The organism is Pseudomonas sp. MF6394, assembly GCF_002018845.1.
Taxonomy (GTDB): Bacteria; Pseudomonadota; Gammaproteobacteria; order Pseudomonadales; family Pseudomonadaceae; genus Aquipseudomonas; species Aquipseudomonas lactis.
Genome location: NZ_MVOJ01000053.1, coordinates 1 through 24952 on the forward strand (window position 1 = coordinate 1; position 24952 = coordinate 24952).

General features: G+C 55.8%; 27 protein-coding genes and 1 pseudogene. 16 read left to right on the forward strand and 12 right to left on the reverse strand.

Features of this window, described 5'->3' with window-relative positions:
- Nucleotides 1-452: 452 nt before the first annotated feature.
- From msrB to MF6394_RS31475, 4 genes are all read left to right on the forward strand, one after another.
- The gene (gene msrB / locus MF6394_RS31460) at nt 453-896 is read left to right on the forward strand and encodes a peptide-methionine (R)-S-oxide reductase MsrB (RefSeq protein ID WP_078468218.1); all 444 of its coding nucleotides are present in this window, start codon (nt 453-455) and stop codon (nt 894-896) included.
- 1 nt (nt 897) lies between these two features.
- Nucleotides 898-1410 (forward strand): peptide-methionine (S)-S-oxide reductase MsrA, encoded by a 513-nt coding sequence (gene msrA, locus MF6394_RS31465; protein ID WP_078468219.1) that lies wholly within the window; start codon nt 898-900, stop codon nt 1408-1410.
- 164 nt (nt 1411-1574) lie between these two features.
- Entirely contained in the window at nt 1575-2279 is a 705-nt protein-coding gene (locus MF6394_RS31470; RefSeq protein WP_078468220.1) for a glutathione S-transferase N-terminal domain-containing protein, read from the forward strand.
- Nucleotides 2276-3244: a magnesium and cobalt transport protein CorA gene (locus MF6394_RS31475; RefSeq protein ID WP_078468221.1), complete on the forward strand. Its 969-nt coding sequence runs from the start codon at nt 2276-2278 to the stop codon at nt 3242-3244. Before MF6394_RS31470 ends, MF6394_RS31475 begins: the two co-directional genes overlap by 4 nt.
- A 204-nt stretch (nt 3245-3448) precedes the next feature.
- Here the strand turns inward: MF6394_RS31475 and MF6394_RS34380 are convergent, their stop codons facing one another.
- Nucleotides 3449-3616 carry a hypothetical protein gene (locus tag MF6394_RS34380; RefSeq protein WP_016487060.1) on the reverse strand — a complete coding sequence of 56 codons (168 nt, stop codon included), beginning with the start codon at nt 3614-3616 and terminating at the stop codon, nt 3449-3451.
- A 75-nt stretch (nt 3617-3691) separates the two neighbouring features.
- Here MF6394_RS34380 and MF6394_RS31480 point away from each other — a divergent pair, with 75 nt between their 5' ends.
- From MF6394_RS31480 to MF6394_RS31490, 3 genes are all read left to right on the forward strand, one after another.
- On the forward strand, nt 3692-4705 hold the full coding sequence (locus tag MF6394_RS31480; RefSeq protein ID WP_002118279.1) for a zinc-binding alcohol dehydrogenase family protein: 1014 nt from the start codon (nt 3692-3694) through the stop codon (nt 4703-4705).
- Nucleotides 4706-4777: 72 nt separating this feature from the next.
- A complete protein-coding gene (locus MF6394_RS31485) occupies nt 4778-5209 on the forward strand; it encodes a GlcG/HbpS family heme-binding protein (RefSeq protein WP_005006001.1) in 432 nt (143 codons plus the stop codon).
- Between the two features lie 58 nt (nt 5210-5267).
- Entirely contained in the window at nt 5268-5561 is a 294-nt protein-coding gene (locus MF6394_RS31490) for a DUF1330 domain-containing protein (protein ID WP_010591688.1), read from the forward strand.
- Nucleotides 5562-5886: 325 nt separating this feature from the next.
- Here MF6394_RS31490 and MF6394_RS31500 read toward each other — a convergent pair whose 3' ends face one another.
- On the reverse strand, nt 5887-6357 hold the full coding sequence (locus MF6394_RS31500; protein ID WP_003464979.1) for a TlpA family protein disulfide reductase: 471 nt from the start codon (nt 6355-6357) through the stop codon (nt 5887-5889).
- Nucleotides 6358-6779: 422 nt separating this feature from the next.
- On the opposite strand from MF6394_RS31500, the gene MF6394_RS31505 reads away from it, so the two are divergent.
- The 5 genes from MF6394_RS31505 to MF6394_RS31525 all read left to right on the forward strand — a co-directional run bounded on the left by MF6394_RS31505 (nt 6780) and on the right by MF6394_RS31525 (nt 9677).
- Nucleotides 6780-7427, forward strand: a complete 648-nt coding sequence (locus MF6394_RS31505; protein ID WP_002118288.1) for a sulfite oxidase-like oxidoreductase — start codon at nt 6780-6782, stop codon at nt 7425-7427.
- Entirely contained in the window at nt 7420-8166 is a 747-nt protein-coding gene (locus MF6394_RS31510) for a ferredoxin reductase (RefSeq protein ID WP_002118292.1), read from the forward strand. The genes MF6394_RS31505 and MF6394_RS31510 overlap by 8 nt, the downstream gene beginning before the upstream one ends.
- 453 nt (nt 8167-8619) lie before the next feature.
- The gene (gene grxC / locus MF6394_RS31515; RefSeq protein ID WP_005005995.1) at nt 8620-8892 is read left to right on the forward strand and encodes a glutaredoxin 3; all 273 of its coding nucleotides are present in this window, start codon (nt 8620-8622) and stop codon (nt 8890-8892) included.
- A 67-nt stretch (nt 8893-8959) separates the two neighbouring features.
- On the forward strand, nt 8960-9241 hold the full coding sequence (locus MF6394_RS31520; RefSeq protein ID WP_003464986.1) for a DUF427 domain-containing protein: 282 nt from the start codon (nt 8960-8962) through the stop codon (nt 9239-9241).
- A 169-nt stretch (nt 9242-9410) separates the two neighbouring features.
- Nucleotides 9411-9677: a hypothetical protein gene (locus MF6394_RS31525; protein WP_003464988.1), complete on the forward strand. Its 267-nt coding sequence runs from the start codon at nt 9411-9413 to the stop codon at nt 9675-9677.
- Nucleotides 9678-10537: 860 nt separating this feature from the next.
- Here MF6394_RS31525 and sdhC read toward each other — a convergent pair.
- Both sdhC and MF6394_RS31540 read right to left on the reverse strand, forming a co-directional pair.
- Nucleotides 10538-10912 (reverse strand): succinate dehydrogenase, cytochrome b556 subunit, encoded by a 375-nt coding sequence (gene sdhC, locus MF6394_RS31535; RefSeq protein ID WP_005005993.1) that lies wholly within the window; start codon nt 10910-10912, stop codon nt 10538-10540.
- 110 nt (nt 10913-11022) lie between these two features.
- On the reverse strand, nt 11023-11940 hold the full coding sequence (locus MF6394_RS31540; protein ID WP_017335988.1) for a recombinase family protein: 918 nt from the start codon (nt 11938-11940) through the stop codon (nt 11023-11025).
- Nucleotides 11941-12141: 201 nt separating this feature from the next.
- Here MF6394_RS31540 and MF6394_RS31545 point away from each other — a divergent pair, with 201 nt between their 5' ends.
- Genes MF6394_RS31545 through MF6394_RS31555 form a run of 3 tightly spaced genes read left to right on the forward strand, consistent with a single transcriptional unit; the run spans nt 12142 to nt 15788 of the window.
- Complete coding sequence (locus MF6394_RS31545; RefSeq protein WP_017335987.1) at nt 12142-12381, forward strand: ribbon-helix-helix domain-containing protein; 240 nt, start codon at nt 12142-12144, stop codon at nt 12379-12381.
- The gene (locus MF6394_RS31550; RefSeq protein WP_017335986.1) at nt 12381-12791 is read left to right on the forward strand and encodes a putative toxin-antitoxin system toxin component, PIN family; all 411 of its coding nucleotides are present in this window, start codon (nt 12381-12383) and stop codon (nt 12789-12791) included. Before MF6394_RS31545 ends, MF6394_RS31550 begins: the two co-directional genes overlap by 1 nt.
- Nucleotides 12792-12794: 3 nt before the next feature.
- Complete coding sequence (locus MF6394_RS31555; RefSeq protein WP_017335985.1) at nt 12795-15788, forward strand: Tn3 family transposase; 2994 nt, start codon at nt 12795-12797, stop codon at nt 15786-15788.
- 102 nt (nt 15789-15890) lie between these two features.
- Here the strand turns inward: MF6394_RS31555 and MF6394_RS31560 are convergent, their stop codons facing one another.
- The 4 genes from MF6394_RS31560 to chrA all read right to left on the reverse strand — a co-directional run bounded on the left by MF6394_RS31560 (nt 15891) and on the right by chrA (nt 20345).
- Nucleotides 15891-16742 carry a universal stress protein gene (locus MF6394_RS31560; RefSeq protein ID WP_017735064.1) on the reverse strand — a complete coding sequence of 284 codons (852 nt, stop codon included), beginning with the start codon at nt 16740-16742 and terminating at the stop codon, nt 15891-15893.
- Nucleotides 16743-16753: 11 nt separating this feature from the next.
- Nucleotides 16754-18241, reverse strand: coding sequence for a SulP family inorganic anion transporter (locus tag MF6394_RS31565; protein WP_017735063.1), 1488 nt, complete (start codon nt 18239-18241; stop codon nt 16754-16756).
- 582 nt (nt 18242-18823) lie between these two features.
- The gene (locus MF6394_RS31575; RefSeq protein ID WP_017335982.1) at nt 18824-19129 is read right to left on the reverse strand and encodes a PadR family transcriptional regulator; all 306 of its coding nucleotides are present in this window, start codon (nt 19127-19129) and stop codon (nt 18824-18826) included.
- Nucleotides 19130-19139: 10 nt separating this feature from the next.
- Nucleotides 19140-20345, reverse strand: a complete 1206-nt coding sequence (chrA, locus tag MF6394_RS31580; RefSeq protein ID WP_078468222.1) for a chromate efflux transporter — start codon at nt 20343-20345, stop codon at nt 19140-19142.
- A 1074-nt stretch (nt 20346-21419) separates the two neighbouring features.
- Here chrA and MF6394_RS31585 point away from each other — a divergent pair.
- Nucleotides 21420-21938: a YkgB family protein gene (locus MF6394_RS31585; RefSeq protein ID WP_003464991.1), complete on the forward strand. Its 519-nt coding sequence runs from the start codon at nt 21420-21422 to the stop codon at nt 21936-21938.
- Nucleotides 21939-21967: 29 nt separating this feature from the next.
- On the opposite strand, the gene MF6394_RS31590 is transcribed toward MF6394_RS31585, so the two are convergent.
- From MF6394_RS31590 to MF6394_RS31605, 4 genes and pseudogenes are all read right to left on the reverse strand, one after another.
- On the reverse strand, nt 21968-22813 hold the full coding sequence (locus MF6394_RS31590) for an AraC family transcriptional regulator (RefSeq protein WP_003464995.1): 846 nt from the start codon (nt 22811-22813) through the stop codon (nt 21968-21970).
- 238 nt (nt 22814-23051) lie between these two features.
- Nucleotides 23052-24263: a c-type cytochrome biogenesis protein CcmI gene (gene ccmI / locus MF6394_RS31595; RefSeq protein ID WP_012080656.1), complete on the reverse strand. Its 1212-nt coding sequence runs from the start codon at nt 24261-24263 to the stop codon at nt 23052-23054.
- On the reverse strand, nt 24256-24729 hold the full coding sequence (locus MF6394_RS31600) for a cytochrome c-type biogenesis protein (protein WP_012080655.1): 474 nt from the start codon (nt 24727-24729) through the stop codon (nt 24256-24258). The genes ccmI and MF6394_RS31600 overlap by 8 nt, the downstream gene beginning before the upstream one ends.
- A pseudogene (locus MF6394_RS31605) lies at nt 24726-24824 on the reverse strand (DsbE family thiol:disulfide interchange protein); the annotation flags it as partial. The pseudogene MF6394_RS31605 and the gene MF6394_RS31600, both read right to left, overlap by 4 nt.
- Nucleotides 24825-24952: the final 128 nt, after the last annotated feature.

Sequence of the window (24952 nt, forward strand, 5' to 3'; positions counted from 1 at the left end):
GAAGGAGTGGGGGCAACAGCAGCTGCGCTGGTAGACTTATCCACAGTTGCTGGTAACAAAATCAGCAATCCGCCCTGGGTCAAATTTCAATCGGCAGGGTGGGTCAATTTTCCATCAGCGCCAACACACTAAGCAACCATCAGAAAATTTTGACTGTACGCCAAAAAATTCGCATCTACCAGCATCTAAACAGGCGTTGTTGATTATCATAAAACACTGACACTGTATTATATAATCGTGCTTTTGTGTTATTTTTTTAATATTTACTGATTACGTACTTGCTTAACCACTCAGTTGCGCTAGAATTAATAGACGCGAAATTTAAATCTCTAATTTTCCAACACTTAGTAAAACCTCGTTTGCCATCCCACTACCATTGTAGGAGCAAATCAGGAGACATAAAAAATTAGCGGTAGCGTGCCTGGCCCTCTAGATAAGTATTGGAGACTGTAATGAAGTTTGAAAAGTCACAGACAGCAATCGACCACCTGACTCCCGAGCAACACCGAATTACCCAGGAGGCGGGCACCGAAAGGCCCTTCACGGGCGAGTACAACGACAACAAGGAGCCTGGCATCTACGTCGACATAGTGTCGGGAGAGCCACTGTTCGCTTCGACGGACAAGTTCGATTCGGGTACTGGCTGGCCCAGCTTCACCAAGCCGATCGTTTCGGCAAACGTGAACGAGGTGCGGGACAGCGCACACGGCATGGTCCGGACGGAGGTCAGGTCAGTACACGCAGACAGTCATCTCGGCCATGTGTTCCCCGATGGTCCTTCCGACCGCGGCGGTCTGCGGTACTGCATCAACTCAGCGTCCCTTCGCTTCATCCCGCGCGACAAAATGGAGGCCGAGGGATACGGCGAATATCTCGATCAGGAAGAGGAGGCTTAACATGCATCAGCGCGCTGTTCTCGCAGGCGGGTGTTTCTGGGGCATGCAGGACCTAATCCGCAAGCAGCCCGGCATCGTTTCCACTCGTGTCGGTTACACGGGCGGCGATGTTCCGAACGCCACTTATCGCAATCACGGCACGCATGCCGAGGGGATCGAGATCGTCTTCGACCCGGCGGTGACGAGCTACCGAAACATCCTGGAATACTTCTTCCAAATCCACGATCCGACGACAACGAACCGCCAAGGCAATGATCGTGGGCTCTCCTACAGGTCGGGCATCTATTACGTCGACGAGGAGCAGAAGCGCGTCGCCGAAGATACGATCGCCGATTTGGATGCCTCCGGGCTGTGGGGTGGCAAAGTTGTCACCGAGGTCGAGCCGGTCAGCGATTTCTGGGAGGCCGAACCGGAGCACCAGAATTATCTGGAGAAGCGTCCCGGCGGCTATACCTGTCACTTCCCCCGACCCGGCTGGGTACTTCCGAAGCGCCAAAATGCTGGCGATGCGTAGCCCGCAGGCGGGGCTGTCGCGGAGTAGGTTTCATGGACCTTACCCTAGCGCCGGTCCGGTTTGCAATCTTCGTGGCTGCGTCGACCAACTATGCGGTCATCGAACCCAGCCTTGATGAAGTGGGTCATTCCCGTCCGCCGCCGCAGTACTAGGATCGCAGAATCATGCCAGACCTCTCATCCTTTCCAATCACGCAGCGCTGGCCGGCCTCTCATCCCGACCGCCTGCAACTGTACGCCGCGCCTACTCCCAATGGCGTCAAGGTCTCAATCATGCTGGAGGAGACTGGCCTGGCGTACGAGCCCCACCTGATCGACATCTCGAACAACGAGTCGAAGGAAGCGGCGTTCGTCTCGTTAAACCCGAACGGCCGCATACCGGCGATCATCGATCCGGCGGGCCCGGACGGCAACCCCACTGCCGTCTGGGAATCCGGTGCGATCCTCCTCTACCTGGCCGAAAAGACGGGCCAGCTCATTCCAAGCTCGCCCGTCCGACGCTACGAAACCCTGACCTGGGTGTTCTTCCAGATGTCGGCAATTGGGCCGATCTTCGGTCAGCTTGGCTTTTTCCTACGATGGGGCGGTAAAGACTATGAAGACAAGCGGCCTCGGCAGCGCTTTATCGATGAAGCTATACGCCTCCTGGGAGTCCTGGATCGCCAGCTGGAAGGCCGCGACTGGATCGTCGACGATTATTCGATTGCGGACATCGCGACGCTCGGCTGGGTGAATGCGCTGGTTGAGTCGTATGCTGCTGGCGACATCCTTGGCCTCAGTAACTATTCGAACATCCAGGCATGGCTCGGACGTGGGCTGGCTCGACCGGCAGTACGGCGTGGCCTGCACACCCCTGCGAGGCCGGCATGAGCATCATCGCCGCCTACTATTACGACGAAGGCAAGCGAATCCGGGAAATTTCGCTCGATGAGCGCGTCCAGATGGACAAGGGTCGCTCGAACTTCTGCTGGATCGCGCTTAGCGAGCCCTCCACCAACGAACTTCATGCGCTCCAAGCGACCTATTACCTTCATCCGCTGGCAATCGATAACGCGATGCACCCGCTGTGCCCGCCCAAGCTCGAGGTCTACAACGATGAGTTGTACGTCGTCGCGCAGACCGCCGAGCTGGTCGGCGACCGGATCAGCTACGGCAAGATGGCGATCTTCACCGGTCACAATCACCTTATCACCGTGCGGCACGGCAATGCCGGAGCGCTGGGCAAACTTCGGGAGCAACTCGAGGCATCGCCGACGCAGTTCGGCAAGGGTGTCGACTATGTGCTGCACGCGATCTTGCATCGCGTGGTCGACCAGTATCTGCCCATCTTCGAAATGATCGAGGACGACGTCCTGGCGATGGAGCGACGGTCGCTGCACGATTTCCTCGGGCCAGAAGAGGTGGCGCGAATCTTCGAACTAAGGTCCGAACTCACGCGGTTCCAGCGCACGCTCGGGGCTATGGCCGAGCTGGTGCGAAAGCTCGTTCGCGGCCACTTTCCCTGCATCAGCGCCGAAATGACACCATATTTCCACGACGTCGCGGACCATGTCCACCGCGTGCAGTCCATGGTCGACGGCCTCCTGCTTGTCCTGTCCACGGTCTTTGAAGCCAGCAGCCTTCTTGAAGCGCAAAGGACGGGGGTGATCACCCGCCAGCTGGCGGCTTGGGCGGCAATACTGGCAGTCCCGACGGCGATCGCTGGAATATACGGCATGAACTTTAAGCACATGCCGGAGCTGGACACGGCCTACGGATACTTTGTCGTGCTCGGAGTGATAGCGATATCGTGCGTTTTCCTATTTGTGCGCTTCAAGAAGGCTAAGTGGCTGTGAATACTGCCCATCGTTTTCTTCGCCGTCATCTGACGGTTACAGCGGGCCTTATACGGAAGCTTGTCCAATCCAACTCAAGATGAAGGTGCGTCCATGACATAGCAGCTGACCGACGCTCTACAAGCAGTTCAGTCCTTCATCGCCAAGGGCTAAGACCGCGAATAGCGCGTCAAGGACAGCAATCTCGTCGATCTCGAGCCAGGATCAACCATCGGTCCGTGCGGCATCTGCGTCGACGCGGCGTTTCGCCTCGGAAGCGGTGATGATGGCGATAACGCCTCCACCCTCTACGCGATCACCGATCCGGCGACCGAGCATAAGGGCCTGTTGATCGACGTGTTCGATGAAATCTGCTACCGCGACCCAGTTCAAGAGTCGGGACCTCAATGTAGAAGAAGTTGACTAACGAGCATTCGCGTCATCCGATCAAGCAAGCTGGAGACATTTATGAAAGCCATTGGTTACAAGGTTCCGGGACCCATCGCCGCGGATGCCGCGCTGGTCGACATCAATCTGCCTCGGCCTGTCGCTGCAGGATACGATATCCTGGTTGAGGTGAAGGCCGTCTCGGTCAACCCGGTCGACTACAAGGTCCGCAACAGCACGCCGCCGGCAGATGGCGATTGGAAGGTGCTGGGATGGGATGCCGCCGGGATTGTGCGCGAGGTCGGCCCCGACGTCACGCAGTTCGAGTTAGGCGACGAGGTCTATTATGCCGGATCGATCACACGGCCCGGTACCAATGCGGAGTTCCATCTCGTCGACGCCCGGATTGTCGGTCACAAACCTGCGTCGCTCTCCTGGGCGGAAGCGGCGGCGCTGCCGCTGACGACGTTGACGGCCTGGGAGGCGATGTTCGACCGCCTGGACGTGGCGAAGCCCGTACCCGGTGCGGCGGAGGCGATCCTCATCATCGGTGGCGCGGGCGGGGTTGGGTCGATCGCCGTCCAGATCGCGCGACAGCGCACGGACCTCACCGTCATCGCCACAGCCTCTCGACCGGAAACCCAAGAGTGGGTAAGAGGGCTTGGAGCTCACCACGTCATCGACCATTCTCGTCCGCTCGCGCCACAGATCGCCGAACTCGGCATCGGTGCTCCCGCTTTCGTCTTTTCGACCACACATACCGAGCAACATGTCGCCGACATCGCCGAACTGATCGCCCCACAAGGACGGTTCGGACTGATCGACGATCCCAAGGCATTCGATATCATGGTTTTCAAGCGCAAGGCGGTGTCGATCCACCACGAGCTGATGTTCACGCGGTCGATCTACGGCACGCCCGACATGAATGAGCAGGGCGAGATTCTGGATGCGATGGCAGCGCTGGTTGACGACGGCAAAATCCGCACGACGCTGACCCGGCGACTGTCGCCGATCAATGCCGCCAATCTGAAGACGGTGCATGCACTGATCGAAAGTGGCGCGGCTAAAGGCAAGATCGTCCTCGAAGGCTTCTAACGACCGCGATCGCCAAACATCTTGTCCAACCTCAAAAAGCCGAACGGGTTATGCCCCAGCGATGAGAATCCCATGACCAAATCTATTGCCACCGCCTCGATCAACCGCGAAACCGCAGTCGCCCTCATCGACGCGGCGCTCGCTGCGGCCCGTGCCATCGGCATCCCGGCTGCCGTCGCCGTCGTCGACGCCACCGGTAACCTGCGCGCGTTCGAGCGCACCGACGATGCGCCGTTCCTTACCGTCGATGTTGCCATCGACAAGGCCTGGAGTTCCGCCTCGTTTGGGTTCCCGACCCATGTCTGGAACGACTATGTGACCAACGATCCAAAAGTGGCGCCGCTAGCCTATCGCCCTCGGATGGTCGCTGTCGGCGGCGGTTATCCGATTCTGGAGGATGGGAAGTTGATCGGCGGCATAGGCATCTCCGGAGGCAACTATCAGCAGGATCAGGATGCGTGCGTCGAGGCACTCATGAAAATCGGGTTCCAGTTGCCAGCCTGACGACTGTGAGGCCATCACCGGTGGTAATGGCCAACAGATCCAACCTTTGAGAGGCCTAATGATGGAAGCGTTCGTCGTCTTTACGCGGGAAGAAACCAGCGACCCACATGCACTCGCAACCTATTCTGCAGGCGTCGGACCATCGTTCGATGGTCACGACGTTACCTTTCTCGCCGCTTATGGCGCGATCCAGCATTTGGAGGGGCCGCCCATCGAAGGGGCCGTAATCTTGCGTTTCCCGACGATGCAGGCCGCTCGCGACTGGTATGACAGTCCCGCCTACCAAACCATCGCTGCTCAACGCTTTGCCGGTTCCCGTTACCGCGCCTTTATCATTGAAGGGCGGCGGTGACATACCGACAGAAGCACTTCGGCGCTGACCACGAGGTATCGGCGTGTGAACTCGCATCTTGGGAATCTGTGGGGGGGACCAAGACAGCGGCGCTAGGGGCTCATATCGTCGATCGGATCAGAGAGTTGCTCGGCGAGAATGGGTTATCTATTGCCGAGCTGACGGAGCGGAGCCGCCCTCTCCCAACGGATTGATTCAATCGTTGACGCTCCTCCTATCCGGATCCGGGTTTTCGCACGCTGATCAACAGAGTTACAGCGCGCAACGCCTGTAGTGGGCATCAGGGGATGGGTGGCAATCAGGATGATTGCCCACCTTCCAACGATTAACCTTGCTCAAGTTGCTTCACTAGTCGCTCCGCGTCGAGATGGAAGTCCGAGAAAACAATGCTACCGCCAGCGTCGATAACCGTAAACCACGGAGTTCCTCGTGTGCGGTAGTCTTCCATGAAGGTTGGAAACGGCGAGCCGGTCGGTTGCTCGTCGTGACCGAAAACGATAGGAAGCTCATACTTGAGCTGGTTCACGCGCAACTTCTCGAAGGTATTCTCATGCGTTCCTTCGAAGACGGTCTGGATCACTGCGAACCCCACGTCTTTTGAGCTCAACGCTGCATGCAACTTTTGTAGCGTCGGAAACCCATGCAAATGGCAACCTTGGCACCAATGCTGGAAGGCAAACAAGATTTTCGGGCCGGGCCCGATATCTGACAGTTTGAACGGCGCGATACTTTCCCCATCTTTGCCAATCCATTTTTGCACCCGCAGCTCAGGCGCTTGTCGTTCGATCTCGTTCATCTGATCCTCCAACCCCGATACAGAAGCTTAGTGGATGATCGCGCGTCGCGACGGTGCGCGAACGTCCGACCTTATTTTCCCTATTTCCTGAAGCCAGAATAGATCAGATCGACATTTCGTCCTTAATATACTCAAGCTGCCGGCGAGCGCGAACTGGGCAACCATGCACTGGTGAGCCTTGAGCTTTGCACGCTGCCCATCCGTTTGAGAGCGAACCTGCAACTTCCGCTCCGCATACCGCAGATCAGCGTACGCAGCCTTGGGGTTATCTACCCTATAGCCATTGGGTATTGGGAATCATGCTGGCCTGACGCTATGTTCGATACGCGATTTTTTACGATGATAGAGCATCTGTATCTGATTTTTAGTCGATTGGCTTATTCGGCGGATGTGCGGGCAAATGCTTTACGCAGAGTACTGAAATGAAGGCCGGCTTCGGTCTGCCGTATCGAGCAAGAGGGGTCACTATGGTCACCAGAGGTTTCACCGGTCGCGGTTCAGGCGACCAGTCCGATCGGATTCCGCCAGGTCAGCATCTGGTGGAGGATTTCCCTGTTCTGTCGGCCGGCCCTACGCCGAGGGTAGAGCCCTCCGACTGGAAATTCACAGTCAAAATTGGTCCGAAGCCCGTCAAAACGTGGAATTGGGGCGAATTCAACACTCTACCAAAGACCCAGGTGACAAAGGATATTCACTGCGTCACCTCTTGGTCCAAACTGGATACCGTTTGGGAGGGTGTACTCATTGAAGACATCCTTGCAGATGCAGAGCTTGATCGGCCTACCGATTTCGTCTTGGCGCACTGCTACGATAATTATTCGACAAACGTCCCTCTGACGGATCTGCTTTCCGGGAAAGCGATGGTCGCCCTCAGTTATGCGGGCAAGCCACTTTCCCGCGATCATGGGGGGCCGGCGCGTCTTCTAGTGCCGCACCTTTACTTCTGGAAATCCGCCAAATGGGTGAATGCGCTGCAATTCACGACGCGTGACGAGGCCGGCTTTTGGGAGCTGCACGGCTATCACATCTACGGCGATCCGTGGCGCGAACAACGATACACCCATGACTGAAAACGAAGCGCAAGTCCGTTCGTGGCAATCATGCGTGATCGACGACATCATCCAGCAAACACCGAGTATCAAGAGCTTCTTCCTTCGGTTGAGCAAGCCGTTCGCGCACACCGCAGGTCAGCACGTCGATATCCGGCTGACCGCGCCCGACGGCTACAGTGCAATGCGCAGCTACTCGATCGCGTCATCGGCAGTTTCGACCCCGATCGTCGAGATAGCTATCGAGCGCATGCCGGATGCCGAAGTTTCGCCGTTTTTTCACGACATCGCGGCGATTGGTGACGAAATCGAAGTTCGCGGTCCGCTCGGTGGCCATTTCCTTTGGCCTGAGCCTGCCATAGATCCGGTTCTGTTGATCGGGGGAGGCTCCGGCCTCGTGCCGTTGATGGCAATGATCCGGCAGCGCCGCGCATTGGCCCAAGCCGTTCCGACAGCGTTGCTCCTGTCCGCACGAACCGCCGAGGACGTTCTCTTCTCAGAAGAACTTCATTGCATCGAAATCAGCGATCCGGCGTTCGTCCTGGCGCTCGCGATTACGCGCGAGAAACCGGTTCGCGCATCGGACTTTGCGCGACGGATCGACGGCATGATGGTCCAAGAAATTCTAACCAGGCTTCAGGGAAAGCCGACGCAAGTGTTCGTCTGCGGGTCTAACGGATTCGTCAACATCGCAACCGATAGCGCGCTGCTGGCGGGCTTGGACGCCTCCATCATCAAGACGGAGCGCTACGGGGGCTAGCGGCGCGAGCTATCTCACGTCGCGCCGATCGTAGACGTGCGCCCTGGGAAGCTTTGGCGATCAACGTGAACCGTTTTGCCGAACACAGTCTTCGTACCCCCCGGCCTCTAGAACGCCTTCGCTCGCGATACCTGGCTCGACATCAAGCTCAATTTGAAAGTTCCTGCACTATCCGTCGTCCTGATATGCTCGACCAGCATGATGGGCGATTCGAGCGGGACCGCTTCCGTCCCAATCGAGGCTCGGTTACCTTAGAGCATCGGCTCGGCGCTACAGGAGGCGCGTGCGGCCTCTGCCTGGCGGTGAAAGCACTTTGGGCCATGTCGCCTGGATAGCGGCCAATCGTCAGCATCTGCTCCGATGTCGGCCAAGGTGCAGTCGCCATCTTTGAACGCCGCGAATTGGAGATCAACGCCATGACAGCGATCCGCGTGCAACTGCCGGAGATGCAATATGACAACTGATGTATTGCTGTACACCACGAATTGGTGCCCGTTCTGCCGCCGAGCGAAGGCGCTCCTCAAGGAAAAGGGCGTGCGATGGAAGGAGCTCGATATTGAGGCGGATCCGGCTCACCGGCAGGCCATGGCGGAAGCGTCGGGGCGAAGCTCCGTGCCGCAGATCTTCATCAATGGCACCCTTATCGGTGGCTCCGATGAGCTATTCGCGCTCGATGTCAGAGGCGAGCTCGACAAACTTCTCGGGCGCAACCCGCCTGCCACCTGAGGAGGTGCGGCTTGGGGCAGCCAGCCCGCGAGCCTTCGCCGGTTGATGAATACAAAAGGAGAGTCCGTTGGTCTCAGCCATCTGGAAAGACACTACTATCGCCACAAGCGACGAAACAGTCATCGTCGAGGGAAATCACTACTTCCCACCGTCAGGAGTCGACCTGAGCCTGCTTGAGATGAGCCCGCACACATCTGTCTGTCCGATCAAAGGCGCCGCGCGCTTCTTTCATGTTCGCGCGGGTGACGCGCTCAACGTGAACGCCGCTTGGACCTATCCCGCCCCCACTCCGGATGCCGAGGGTATCCGGGATTACATCGCTTTCTGGAAAGGCGTGGACGTTGCCTAGCAGACTGGACGGACGACTTCGCTGATAGCCATGCGGGCGCCGACATCTCAATTATCCTGCCCACCCCGGGCCTCGTCGGCTGCAGGAATCTGCCCGGCACCTTAGCGCGACCCGGCACTGGCGGTCTCGCACCCGCCGCGCCTCTGTTCTATCAATAAGGATGGATGACATGGAGCATTCCGAGTTCGATGCCGCTTTCGCGAAGCTTGCGGAGGGATACAGAGAAGGGACTTATGAAGGCCGGCGTTTCAGCTTGATCGTCCGGCGATCTGGGGACGGACGTCGCAACAGTCTGTTCGCCAGGGAGTTGGACGGGACTGACATTGTCAGCTTCAACCTCTTCCGCGTTACATCAGATAGGACATTGTTGAAGCCGTGCGAAATGTCCGCCGAAAAGGTCGTAGCGTTCGTGCTGGAGTTCCGACCGGACACCTGACGGGCAGAAGAAGATCCCGGCCAACCGGCGCGCCTGCGACGGCCGGCTATCTAAGGCTGCGCAAGCCTATAGCCGCAGCTCATTGCACTTCGTCTGGCGAGGAATTCAACATCGATACGTCGCCATCCGCGGGGATATCGGTACAGGCGCCCGTGTAAGCCAGATTGAGAAATCCTAAGCGATGACTAACACCAATGACGCCACCCTTCCGACACATTCTATTCTTGAGGAATGCACAGCGATGGCTGTCGTCAACGCTCTGAAGATTATTCTGAAGAACAGCTACGCGATCTACCTTAAGACAAAAAATGCCACTCGGGCGCATCCCGCCCCTACTTCAGGGACTTTCACTTGCTTCTCGCTCTGTCACTCACAGCATCGGCACGCCCATGACGCATGGTATCCAGGCCTCATAATTTTCCCATATAACCTTCTTGTCTTTTGCGCACCCAGAAAGACTCGAGGCTTTAACTGGACAGATGAGCCCTCGAGGGTAGTGTTCACCTGATTGGCTTTCTCATATCTGATGTTGATTCGCACAGTGTGCCAACCAGGTGATAGTTTCAAAAAACCTGCGCTTCAGAGCGAATTAGACGATCTTCGATAAGAGCGATCCGCCTCAAAATCCAAAACATCTAACATTGTCCTAGAGCCATATTTGTACCTAGTACTATGGCGCTCCCATTAACACATTTGATGATGCACAGAAAACTTAGCTCATGATAGCTTTCAGCTAACAGCTATTCGGAAGCCCGAAAGGATTCAACCGTTTAAGCGTGAACCGTCGATTATAAATACTTTCGTAAGTTAGCTTTAAAGGACGCTTTTAGTCCTTGTAAATACGCATTACGACTCCACAGCTACCAAATCCATACGGCGCCAGCAACCATTAAAACACCCGACACTACTAAAACAATAGTAGAGGCGCGATTGCTGCCTTTCAAAGTATGACCAACACCCACATCCATAACTAGGTGTCGAATTCCGGCTACGAGATGATAAATAAATGAAGAGTATACCAACCAGAAACTAACTTTGCCGAAAGGTGAAGAAAAAATCTCCTTGACTTCATTAAAACCCTTTTCTGACTCCAACGATTTGCTCAGCATATACAGTATCAGTCCCAGAAAAATAAAGAGCATAATTCCTGAAATCCGGTGCAGAATCGATGTAAGCGCCGTGAGAGGAAGCTGAATGGTTCGAATATCAAGATTAACCGGCCGCTTTTTATTCATTTTGACTCCAGTCAACAATTCTAGTGGGGGATTTCAGTTTTCGATCTCATTCATCATAGCAGCTGTAACTGGGGTTTGGGGAGCAATGGAACCAAAAACCAACATAAGCCCTACCACCTCCGCTCAGAGCCCTCTTCCCAGGCATCTGCCTCGATAAAGCAATTACGCATCTCGGCCTCTTGGCTGATCTCGGTCAGCAGATCATGTACCGTCTTATCCAGTGCCTCATCGTTGCGATAGGGAATGCTCAGCGCGTAGTTGCCCGACTCAAGCAGCTTCATGCCGTAAGGTTCCAGGCAGTAACGCTCGATATTCTCCAGTGCCCGTTTTTTACCACGCACGAACTTGCTGTTGTTCTCGACGGCCAGGCGCAATATGACCGTCGCGATCCGTTCGGCATTGTCCACTGCCGGTGGGACCGTGATGTTGAGATGCTGGGTGATTTTTGCGGGTACGCCGATCGTTATGCCGCGATGCCGGAGGTAGCGGTAAAGCGTGCTTTTGGAAATGTGCAGTTTCTTGCCAATGGCGCTCACACTTAACCGACCCTCTCGGTACAGCGTTTCTGCGGCCATAGCGGTCGCTTCCGCCTGAGCGGGCAGCCCCTTCGGGCGGCCACCGACTCGACCACGTGACCGTGCAGCGGACAAGCCTGCCTGTGTGCGCTCACGAATCAACTCACGTTCGAACTCTGCCAATGAAGCGAACAGGTTGAACACAAAGCGGCCTTGCGCGTGGGTGGTATCGATGGGGTCATTCAGACTTTGCAGGCCAACGTTACGAGCGGCCAATTCACCGACCAGTTCGACCAGGTGCTTGAGCGAGCGCCCTAGACGATCCAGCTTCCAAATCACCACAGCATCACCGGCCCGTACATGAACCAATAATTTGTCCAGTTCCGGACGTGCGCTTTTTGAGCCGCTGGCAACGTCTTGATAGATCCGCTCGCACCCTGCCTTTGTCAGAGCATCGATCTGGAGGTCGGCGTTCTGATCCCGAGTACTCACCCGCGCATAGCCAATTTTCATCAAAAGTACCGTTTACTCAACAGAGAAATTGAAAATAGAACCTTGATTAACGATACCAGTATTTAAAACCATAATATGGGCTAACTCGGAGCTGGGCAGGTCTTCCGTTAAAGTTCTATAAAACGAGGGTTTTATCGAACCGTTGCGGCGCAGTGAGGATCGAGTGTATAAACACATAAACACCTAACATTGGAAAAAGTCATGAATACCACTCGCTGGAACGTCGCCGTCTCCACCGACACCGACCAATCGCTTCGCATGTTTCTGGCCAGCCAAGGCGGTGGCCGTAAGGGCGACCTGTCGCGCTTCATCGAAGAAGCGGTGCGGGCACACATCCTGGAGCTGAGCGCCGAACAGGCCAAGGTTTCCAATGCCCATCTGAGTGAGGCCGAACTGACCGAAGCGGTTGAAGAAGCGCTCGACTGGGCGCGTAAGCGCTGATGCGGGTTGTATTGGATACCAACATTCTGTTCAGTGCGCTGATCTCACCGCATGGGTCTCCTGATGCGATCTATCGGGCCTGGCGTTCAGCTCGCTTCGAGGTGGTGACTTCACGGGCACAGCTCGACGAAATTCGTCGCGCCAGTCGTTACCCCAAGCTTCAGGCCATCCTTCAGCCTGCCAAAGTGGGGGCCATGATCAATAACCTGCAACGCGCCGTGGTATTGGAGCGGTTGACCATTGAGGTTGAAGCCGATGATCCGGATGACTCTTTTCTGCTGGCCATGGCTTTGGCGGGCAATGCGGACTACCTAGTAACCGGTGATCGACGCGCAGGCCTCTTGCAGCGCGGACATATCGAACGCACGCGGATTGTCACCCCCGCCGTGTTCTGCGCCGAGGTACTGTGATCGATGCCGGTTGGTTTTCTGACTCAGGAGCAACGCGACGGCTTTGGTCGCTACATCGATGCGCCCAGCCGTGATGAACTGGAGCGCTACTTCCACCTGAGCGATGAAGACCGTGAAGCCGTCCAGGTACTACGGGGCAACCATAACCGCTTGGGCTATGCCGTTCTGCTGACTACCGTTCGCTTCGTCGGTGTTTTGCCGGACAAACCCACGGCTGTGCCGGTGGAAGTCCTGCTTGTGCTTTGTCGGCAATTGGCAATCGCCGACCCTGACTGTCTTGTACGTTATAGCGATCATCGTCGCTGGATACATGCGGCCGATATTCAAGAGCGCTATGGCTATCGCCACTTTACTGACCCAGGCATCGGCTTTCGTTTGAGCCGATGGCTGTATGCCCTTTGCTGGACTGGTACTGATCGTCCTGGCGTGCTGTTCGAACGAGCTACCTCATGGCTGCTCACACAGAAAGTCCTATTGCCCGGAATTTCCCAGTTAGAGCGCTTCATTGCCCAACTGCGTAGCCGGGTTGAAGAACGCCTCTGGTACACCTTGGGCCGCAGCGTGACCGAGGAGCAAAGACAGCACCTACAAGACTTGCTTCTGGTGGCCGAAGGCAACCGTAGTTCCCGACTGGATCAACTACGCTCCGGCCCGGTGATGGTCAGTGGCCCTGCACTGGTTCGGGCGCTGCGTCGGCTGGATGATGTACGCGGGTTGGGTATCGCCTTACCGGCAGCTGCGCATATCCCTCCCAGCCGCATTGCCGCCCTGGCTCGCTTTGCCAACACCGCGAAGGTCACGGCCATCAATCGACTGCCGGCGTCGCGCCGGTTGGCGACGTTGGTGGCATTCGCGGTTTCCTTGGAAGCCAGTGCGCACGACGATGCTCTGGAAGTTCTGGAAGCGCTACTGCGTGATATCTTCAACAACGCAGAGAAGGCTGACAAGAAGGCTCGGTTGCGTAGTCTAAAAGACCTGGATCGCTCGGCGGCAATGCTCGCCGCTGCGTGCAAGGTCGTGCTGGATAGCTCGATCAGCGATGACAATGTCCGTGCCCGGCTGTTCAACGACCTGCCACGTGTCACGCTGGAGAAAGCCCTGGAAGAGGTCAATGCGTTGATCCGTCCGGCCAACGATGTGTTTTACCTCGCTCTGGAGGAGCGCTACCGCAGCGTGCGCCGTTTCCTTCCTGACTTATTGAAACATATTCGCTTCGGCTTCAGCCCGGCGGGTAAGGGTGTGGCGGCTAGTTTGGACTGGTTGCAACTGAACTTGCCTCGCAGGAAGCCGGAGGATGACGTGCCGCAGGAGATCGTGGCCAAGGCTTGGCAGAACCACATCACTCGCGAAGATGGCTCCCTCGACATGGGCGCCTATGTCTTCTGCACGCTTGATGCACTACGCACGGCCCTACGCCGCCGCGATGTCTTTGTTGCACCCAGTTGGCGCTATGCCGACCCGCGTATCGGTCTGCTCGATGGTGCAGAATGGCTGTCGGCGCGACCGATCATCTGTCGCTCACTGGGCCTGACTGTGGACGCCAAAACCACCTTGGACGCCTTGTCTGCCGAGCTGGATGCGACTTGGTACGCAGTCGCCGCTCGCCTGCCCGACAATCCTGCGATCCAGTTGAGTGAGAATACAGAGGGCAAAACCGAGCTGTCCCTCGGAGCGCTGGAGAAGCTGGAAGAGCCCAACTCGTTGCTGCAACTGCGTGCAGCCGTGGCCGACTTGATGCCGCGTGTCGATTTGCCGGAAATCCTGTTAGAAATCGCCGCTCGTACCGGCTTCACTGAAGCCTTCACCCATGTGTCCGAACGCAATGCGCGGGCCGACAACTTGGTGACGAGTTTGTGCGCAGTGCTCTTGGGAGGAGCCTGTAACACCGGCCTGGAGCCCTTGACTCGCAACGACAACCAAGCGCTGCGCCGTGACCGGCTGTCCTGGGTGAGCCAGAACTATCTCCGTGACGATACCCTGTCGGCAGCCAATGCCATTTTGGTGGCTGCGCAGAGTCAACTGGAGCTGGCTCAGGTCTGGGGCGGCGGCGAGGTGGCCTCCGCCGATGGCATGCGTTTTGTCGTACCTGTGCGTACCGTACATGCCGGCCCTAACCCGAAGTATTTCGGTACCGGCCGGGGCGTCACCTGGTACAACCTGATCTCCGACCAGTTTTCCGGTCTTAACGCCATTACGGTGCCCGGCACCCTGCGCGACAGCCTAGTATTGCTCGCGGTTGTGCTGGAACAACAGACCGAATTGCAGCCCACACAAATCATGACCGATACCGGTGCTTACAGCGATGTGGTGTTCGGGTTATTCCGTCTGCTCGGTTATCACTTCTGCCCGCGCCTGGCTGATGTCGGCGGTACCCGCTTCTGGCGCACCCGCCCGGACGCGGATTACGGCAAGCTCAACGGACTTGCTCGCCAGTCAGTCAAGCTCGACCTGATCGCCGAGCACTGGGATGACCTGTTGCGTTTGGCTGGCTCACTCAAACTTGGCCGAGTGCCGGCGACAGGCATCATGCGCACCCTACAAACGGGAGATCGTCCGACCCGTCTGGCCCAGGCGTTGGCAGAGTTCGGACGGATCGAGAAAACCCTGCATACGTTGACCTACATTGATGATGAGTCCAAGCGCCGCGCCACCCTGACCCAACTGAATCGCGGCGAAGGCCGACACAGCCTGGCTCGCGCCGTGTTCCATGGCAAACGAGGCGAGCTTCGCCAGCGCTACCGAGAAGGCCAGGAGGATCAACTCGGTGCCCTGGGCCTGGTGGTAAATATCATTGTGCTATGGAATACCCTCTACATGACGGCTGCCGTGGAGCGGTTAAAGCAGCACGGCTACCCGGTACAGGACGAAGACCTGGCTCGTTTGTCGCCGCTGATCTTCGAGCACATCAATATGTTGGGACGGTACTCCTTCGCGGTACCAGAAGAGGTCGCCCGAGGTGAGCTACGGCCACTGCGTAATCCAGACGACGATATTTAGGTGCGCAGGTCGAACTCAGTGGGCTATGTTGTCAGATAGCTTAGATGGGATTGACCACAGCATTTCTCAATAAGTAGAAACACTGTGGCTTAGAGAGTTATCTCAGCGCAGCAGCAATACAGGCATGGTGGCTGTTCGAAGCATCGTCGTAGTCGTGCTTCCTACCAAAAACTGCCTGATGCGTGAATGCCCATAGGCACCCATGACCAGCAGATCAATGCCGTGCTCTGTCTGATAATCGTGCAGAGCCGACTCCACCTCACCTTGTCTGATTTCAGCTTGGACTAGGAAGCCAGCCGAGAGAAGCATGCTTTGTGCTTTTCCCAGTGCCTCGTGATTGCTCACCGAATCTGCACCGACCGTAACAAGATGAATGGGCAAGTCTTTGCAAAGCGAACTGGCGGCAAACATTTGGATGGTTTTGTAGGCTGTGGAGCTGCCGTCAAATGCGAGCATCACCTTTTCGGGCTTTTTATAGCTGTTGGCTGTGATCAGGATAGGCCGGTGAATTGTTCGCACTACAGCTTCTATCTGGCTGCCAAGGCTGTGCGCGTTGCGTGAGTTGTCTTCACCCACTCTTCCTATCACCAACAGTCGAATATCCTCCTGAAGGTCGCTCAGACTTTCTACCAAGTGTCCGTGGCGCTGCTTCAGCTCAGGAAACGCAGCGCCGGAAATGACCGTTCGCTCCCTGGCCTTTTCCAGCATGTGTTGGCCCTGTTCCAGAGCGAGTCTGGCGCGTTGGGCATCCAATGTAGCCAGCTCCTCCAGCAGATGCTCTCGACTGCCGAGACCAATATTTCCACTTAGGTCAGCTGCTGCTGGGTATTTCTCTTCATCCAATACGTGAAGCAAGGTAAGAGGCGCGTTGAGTCGCTGCGACGCCCATGCTGCGTAGTCGCAGACCGCCAATGAGGATTGTGAGTTATCAATACATGCCATTACGTGGGTCATTGTCGATCTCCTTAGTGGCTCATGAGCTTGTCGATGGCGCCAGGTTTGTCATGCACGCCAAAGCGGTCAACGATTGTGGCGCTGGCCTCATTTAGACCCAGCACTTCAACCTCGGCGCCCTCGCGACGGAACTTGATTACCACTTTATCCAGCGCGGCGACGGCGGTGATATCCCAGAAATGCGCCTGTGTCAGATCGATGGTGACCTTGTTGAGCGCTTCCTTGAAGTCAAAAACTTCGGTGAACTTGTCTGCCGAGCTGAAGAACACCTGGCCTACCACGCGGTAAGTCCGATGCGACTCCGTCTCTTCAAGACTGCTCTTGATATCGAGGTAATGTCCGACCTTGTTCGCAAAGAACAACGAAGCCAGCAGTACGCCGACCAACACGCCGTAAGCCAGATTATGCGTTGCCACGACCACCACAACGGTCGCGACCATGACGAGGTTGGTCGACAGTGGGTGCTCTTTCAGATTGCGCAAGGAATCCCAGCTAAAGGTGCCGATGGATACCATGATCATCACAGCAACCAATGCAGCCATCGGGATCTTGGAGAGCCATTCGCCGAGGAAAACGACCATCAGCAGCAAGAAAATGCCCGCGCACAATGTGGAGAGACGGGTACGTCCACCGGATTTCACGTTGATGATCGACTGGCCGATCATGGCGCAGCCTGCCATACCGCCGAGCATCCCGGCAGCGATGTTGGCAATGCCTTGACCCTTGCATTCACGGTTTTTGTTGCTGGTGGTATCGGTCAAATCGTCGACGATGGTCGCGGTCATCATGGACTCAAGCAGACCTACTACGGCCAAGGCGGCTGAGTACGGGAAGATGATGCGCAGAGTTTCAACGTTCAGCGGGACTTCAGGCCACAGGAAAATCGGCAGCGTGTCCGGCAGTTCGCCCATGTCACCCACAGTGCGGATATCCAGACCGAGGTAAATAGCAATGGCCGTCAGGGCCAGGATGCACACCAGCGGCGAGGGAATCAGCTTGCCGATCTTCGGTACATACGGAAACAGATAGATTATTCCGAGGCCCACTACGGTCATGGCGTAAACGTGCCAGGTCACGTTGGTCAATTCAGGTAACTGCGCCATGAAAATCAGAATCGCCAATGCATTCACAAAGCCTGTGACTACCGAGCGCGAAACAAAGCGCATCAGAGAGCCCAGTTTCAGGTATCCAGCGAGGATTTGAAGCGCCCCGCAGAGCAAGGTGGCTGCCAGCAAATACTGAAGCCCGTGATCTTTTACCAGGGTGACCATCAGCAGTGCCATCGCACCGGTAGCTGCCGAGATCATGCCGGGTCGACCGCCGACGAAGGCGATGACAGCACAGATACAGAAGGAGGCGTAGAGACCGACCTTGGGGTCGACGCCGGCAATGATAGAGAAAGCAATGGCCTCCGGGATCAGCGCGAGCGCGACCACGATCCCCGCGAGCACGTCTCCACGGACGTTGGAAAACCACGTTTGTTTGAGCGATTGCAGCATCAGAATATCCAAGGCAATGCACCACACGCACACCAGGCAGATGGCGAGCGCGTCGATACGAATTCAAGTTGTGAGGATTATTTGGCTGTGTGCCTTGGGTGTAAAAACCGGGCATACAGCAGTACGCGACCGCGAGCGAAACTAGCGGAAGCGAGATGTTGCGAGGGGGCGTAGCGCTAAGGCGGCGTAGGCTGCCAGTAGATCGTTTGGAGTACAGTCATGCTGGTGTTCCTGTAGCTCAAGAGGTATGGCTGAGCGATAAAGTATACAGTGAAGATATCGTCAAATGCGACCTGCTGCCTCGTTTGGGTCAGTTCTTCCAGCCGTGCTGATCTCCCTAGGGCAAGTCTTTCTAGATTAAACCGCGACGAACTCCGCTGTCAGGCAGTGTACACATGGTGGAGAGATCAATTCAGATCCTCCTGGGGTCGATAGAGAAATCGGAAAAAATCGTACGCTAAGCATTCGGCCTGTCAGGTTGAGGCCATAGAGATTGACGCCTTGGCGTCAGAAAATGCAGAAAGCGGCCCTAGTCTGACGCGGTGCCAGTGAACCGCCTGACGCCGAGTTGAAGCCGTAAACTCAGCAACCTTCGATCAACTCGCCGAACAGTTCCTTAACCTTTGCACGTGCCTCGACCAGCGCAACTTGGCCTTGCTCAGTGATCTCATAGACACGCCGTTCACGTCGCCCGGTGCGTTCGTGGCGTGAGGTCAAATAGCCCTTCTTTTCCAGCCCGTGCAGCATTGGGTATACCGTCCCGGCGCTCAGCTCGTAGCCGTGTCGTTGCAGTTCTTCGATGATTCCCAGTCCGAAGACGGGCTTCTCGGCTGCATGGTGAAGTATGTGCAGGCGGATCAACCCGCCGTACAGGTCTTTATCTGTCATTTTTCGTGCCTCACAGCGCGATACTCAACAGCCAACCCGCTGCACCGCTGCCGACGACAACTAGCCACGGCGGGAGCTTCCAGAACATCAGTGCGACAAGGGCGACCAGGGCCAAGACAAAGTCTTGCGGCTGAAATATGGCGCTAGTCCATACAGGGTGATAGAACGCGGCCAGCAGCAGGCCAACCACCGCCGCATTGACCCCAGCCAGCGCGGCTTGCATGCCTGTATTGCGACGCAGGCGCTCCCAAAATGGCATGGCTCCCACAACCAGCAGAAAAGAGGGTGCGAAGATAGCCAGTAGGCACACAATACCGCCGACCCAGCCAGAGGGAGCGGTGCTCATCGAAGCACCAAGGAACGCGGCGAATGTGAACAATGGGCCGGGCACCGCTTGAGCCGCCCCGTACCCCGCGAGGAAGGATTCATTACTGACCCAGCCGGAGGACACCACTTCGGCTTGCAGCAGCGGCAACACAACGTGGCCACCACCGAACACTAGTGACCCCACACGATAGAAGGCGTCCACTACCACCATCGTTGGACTTGGCAGCAATTTTGCCAAGATCGGTAGGCCAATCAGCAGGGCAAAAAATAACGATAGCCAAAGTGCGCCGGCCCGGTGACTGACCGTGATAGGTAGTGGGTCGTGCTCAACAGTATGTGCTGGCTTGAACAATAGTCGGCCTATGATGCCTGCGGCAGCAATCACACCAAGCTGCCCCCACGCGGACGGTACGAGCAGGACAGCACAGGCGGCAATCGCCATTATTGTGACTCTCAGCCCATCCGTACACAGGTTGCGCGCCATGCCCCATACCGCTTGGGCGACTACGGCAACGGCCACCACTTTTAGGCCATGCAACGCGCCCGGCGAAACGGAATCCCCATAGTTGGAAATGCCCAGCGCGAACAGGATTAAAGCTACGGCCGAAGGCAGCGTAAAGCCTGTCCAAGCAGCCAGCGCCCCGCTATATCCAGCCCGTGATAGCCCCAACGCTATGCCGACCTGGCTGCTTGCTGGGCCTGGAAGAAATTGGCACAGCGCCACTAAATCAGCATAGCTGCGTTCAGACAACCAGCGCCGTCGTGTGACGAACTCGTCACGGAAATAGCCTAAGTGCACGATGGGGCCGCCGAAGGAGGTCAATCCAAGTCGTAGAAAAATAAGAAAAACCGACCATGGGCTGCGGTCATCGGTGGAGGTATTAGTCATGCGTTGGCCTACCTGATTTTCCACAGATTAATCCATAATAATCGAACTTCGATAACGAAATTCGATTTTATAGCTGCCCAAAACGACTGGAGTACCGTGCAATTCGTACTGGGTGTCGCAATGCAAGTAATCGATGTTGTGCTAGCCGCTGGTTTTGTCTGCTAGCACAGTTCATTAGCAAAACACGCTTGGCCTTAGCGTACGATTTTTTCCGTTTTCTCTATTGCCCCCCTCCTGGTCACTCCGAATGCAAATAACTGGTCAAGAATGCAGCCGGCTGGTCAATAACGGCGCCAATGGGTGGTCAAGTTGCGCAATGGTTTTATCGAGTCGGATGCCTGGGAAGAGGGCTCTGAACGGAGCTAGTCGGGCTTACGTTGGTTTTTGGTTCCATTGCTCCCCAAACCCCTAACTAAGGCTGGCGGCGACAATAATGGAGATATTCGGGGCTTACGTTGCATTTTGAGGTCGCAAGTGCATGTGCGTAAATTGAAGCAAATTGCAAGGTTATGCCCAATAGGTAGCTAGCTTATTAATTTAACAAAAGTGACGTGTGTCGTTCTGCAGGGCATGCTGTTCCCCAACCCTGGAAAACCTATCCTCTTTAACACGTCAAAGTCGATTGATAGGCTTGCTGCAACAGCTATCTGCCCGGTTGAAGTCGAAGATCGATGTATCTGTAGGGTTTGGAAATAAATGCGGGCGCCCACCGCACTCACGGCTCAGTTACCATTCTTTGTGCATCGCGGCCGCGCGGCTAGTTGGTAGCTGTTCTAAGCCTAGTCAGTGCCGCCCTTCGCCCCAAGCCCCATAGTCAGATTTGAGAAATGACAGTAGGCGATGCCGCAACGCGCTTCATCGACCTATGTAAAACGACTCCTTTATCGAAATAGTGCACTCATCGCTCTCCACGGCGATCCCTTCATCGCGAATTGCACCGCCCAAGACGATCTGCACTGAAATCAATACTTTCTGATGCCTCTTGATTAGAGATGCCAGCCATAATAATCTCATCGCCAACGCATACGGCGTTCGGCAGCCAACACACTCTCACTCACTACTGGAAGCTCAGACATGAAAACCATAGGCATTGAAAACTCGAAGTCCAGCGTACAGGCCCACTTAACGCTTGGAACCAAAACTATGGGGCTAGGTATCTATGGCGCGTACTTGGCTCTCGCTATTATTTACTTCTGGTTCGGCGGCATGAAATTTACCCACTACGAGGCCGAGGGCCTGGTTCCACTGGTGAGCAACAGCCCGCTTTTGGGATGGGTGTATAGCATTTTTTCGGTCGACATGTTCTCCAGCCTGCTCGGCATACTAGAGATTTCGATCGGCACTCTGATCGCAGGCCGCATGCTGTCGCCCAAACTATCCGTGGTAGGAGGCGCTCTGTCTGCAGGCCTGTTCTTCACAACCCTTAGCTTTATGTTTTCCACTCCGGGCGTCATTGAGCCTAGTTTAGGGTTTCCGGCGATTTCCGTTGCGCCAGGTCAGTTTCTGCTTAAAGACTTAGGGTTGCTTGCTGTTTCGATATTTGTGGCAGGCCATTCGCTGGTTGAACTGGAAAAACGTAAAATTAATGCATAATTTTTTCAATGGCTTAAGGCAGTAATGCCTTAGGCCTTTTTGCCATCATTTTCCCCCGCCAGATCTTTCAACCAGTCACGAGGGCTCAACCCCGTCTTGCGTCTAAATGCGCGAGACAGCGCCGAAGGACTTTCGTAGCCGACTTGAGCTGCAATCAGCGTAATCGAGCGCCCTTCTCGCATCAGCTTCTGAGCCAGGCTAACTCGCCAACTCAACAAATAATCAGCAGGCGTCTGTCCGATGACACTCTTGAAATGCACGGCATACGCAGCGCGTGACATATTTGACTCACTGGCCAGCTCTGCTATTGACCAGGCATGTTCCGGGGAGTTGTGCATCTGTAAAAGCGATCGGGCAAGCCGCATGTCGGCCAGTCCAGCCATCATTCCGGTGCGCAACTGGTGATGATCGAGCAGGTAACGGAGCAACAGAATGATTAGGAGCTCAAATAAGCGCTCAAGCGCGGCTTCCCTTCCACAATGCACATTTGCCGCCTCGGCAAACATCCACTCCAACGTGTCTGCCAGCATGGGCAGATCATCGAGTGCGAGCACCAAACAGTCCGGTAATGAAGCCGACAAAGGATTATCAATTCCGCCCTCAAACTCCATGGAAGCACACAACAACTTTGCGCCATCGGACTCACCCGCAAACAATTGATGCTTGGCGGGGCGTGGCATAAAAATCAAGCTAGGGCGAGTGAGCTGCAAATCCTTGCGATCGGGACCAAGCAACGTCACGCTGCCGGCCTGAAGCAGATGGATATAACCTCGCCGCTCGGCGCCATCGTAAGATGCAGAGCCGCATAGGTCGCCGTCATAGAACAGATTGGCCCGCACGCCGAACCGCGAGAGCAAATTAGACAAACGATCCATTGGCCGATCCTTGACGAGTCAGAACGCACAGACCATACCATCTGCGTTGTCGTTCAGTGCCTGTAGCGAACATGCCGGCGTAAATCAGCCAACGGATAAAGTGATCACTGAGCAGCTCAGCCTCCCTTTCCAGTTCGGCTGTTAAAAAAACAACACCGTTGTTTGAAAGCACCAGCAAATCAAGTGCTCACTCTTCTATTTTACAGTACCTGGCAACAGCACTTTGCGGTGCAGTCGATCAGATATCCGGAAGGTTGATCGTAAGCTTCAGCCTAGCGCTCTTCGAATTTAATGTCGTCGAGCTTCGGCCCAACCATTCCCCCGACCTACTCTTCCCTCCCCTAGAGACCCTAGCAGTCACTTGAATCGCGGCTGTCTGCGATAAGGTGTTGCTGGTAACTATTGCATCAGCGCCTGAAAACTCCACCTCGGCCGGCAGACTTGAGACCTTAAGTCGTATGGTAGCGAGAGGTACCTTGGAGCCCGATAGCGTCTGTACGAAAACGAACACACTGTCATCCAAAGCGACCTTTTCGAAAATTTCCGGGGAAATGTCCACCCGTACCTTGAGCGGTGTTGGTGGCAAGCCAGCAACATGGTTAATCGTCAAATTGTTGTTTTTTTCATCCGCTGAAAGACCGTTTCTTGCCTTTCCAATGGCCTGTACTAAAGCAGCGTGTGACGGATGGTCGGAACCCATCTCTGCTAATGCGTGATGCCAATATTTTAAAGCATCTTGGTAACGATGCTCTTCAAACGCAGCCAGACCTATGAGACTCAAGCTCTGGAGCTCACCCGGATTTCCATTTAAAGCTTCATCTGTCAGCGCCTTGATTGGCGGAGACCACATTTTGTTGTTAGAGAAATACAATGCTTTAGCCCACTCGCCTAATAACTCCGGTCGGCGACCGGCCAGTGACACCGTTCGTTCGAACATTCTAGCGGCATCGTCGGGCCTCCCTTGAGCCATGTAGTTTTGGGCCAGGTTATAAGCGTTCTCAGCTGACTCCGGTTGGGCGTTAACCGCGCGTTCCAGACGGTCGTTCATTTGCGCGAGTGAACCGGGAGGCTGGGCGAACTCACGAACCAGCTCGACTTTGTCGCTGGCGCCAAAATGCAGGTACAGCGCGAGCCCCAGCGCCGGTATCAAGAAAGCCACGAATACTGGTAGCGGCTTGCCTGTAGTCGAAAAACGTTCGAGGCCAGCTCCTTCGGTGTCCGCCAGCAATTCGCGGTCCGCCTCAGAGCGGGCACTGTTTTTTTGCGCAGGAGACATCACTCCGTCCCCTTGCTGAAGCTGTAGCTCCGCCAGGCGTTCCTGATACAGCGCCACGTAAAAAGCGGTGCGATCTTCTTCGCTTTGGGCACGACGTACAAACAACACAGGGATTAGCACGAAACTGAGGGCAACCAGCAACAGCAGGCCGACCCATAGCCAGAAATCAATCATTAGATTCTTTACCCAATAGGAGGAGGAGCCGTTGACGCTCTTGGTCAGAAAACACCTCAACATCATCGCCATGCCGACCACGATGACGTGCAACGATCAAGTAAATCACCCACACACCGCCCAACAACAAACCGCCAGGCCCAAACCAGAGCAACCAGGTGTGGCTGTTCAGCTCAGGTTTGTAGCGCACGAATTCGCCATAGCGATCGACCATGAAGTCGATGATCTGCTGATTACTCTGACCTTCATCGAGCATGCGAAAGATCTCTTTTCGCAGATCGGCGGCGATGGGGGCATTGGAGTCTGCGATATCCTGGTTCTGACATTTCGGACAACGCAGTTCCCGGGTCAACTCGGTGTACCGGGCGCGTTCGACCTCATCCTTGAACGCGTAAGCATCGATGGCAGCTTGGGCGGCACTAGCGGAACACAACACTAAGAGAGTTCCACATAGAAACCGGCTCATTGCGTGCCCTCCTGCACCAGACCTTGATAAAGATCTGCAAGCTGTTCACGCCACACCGTCTCATCTATAACGCCGACGTGCTTGTAGCGAATGATGTGTTGCCGCTGACCGAAAACTGACCCAGTAGAGGCTGTTCTGCCGACTGAAAACTGACCCAGGTGTTCAACTGCTTCTGCTCAATTTTTGAGCAGGAGAACACAGGGTGATCAGTATGGAAATGATG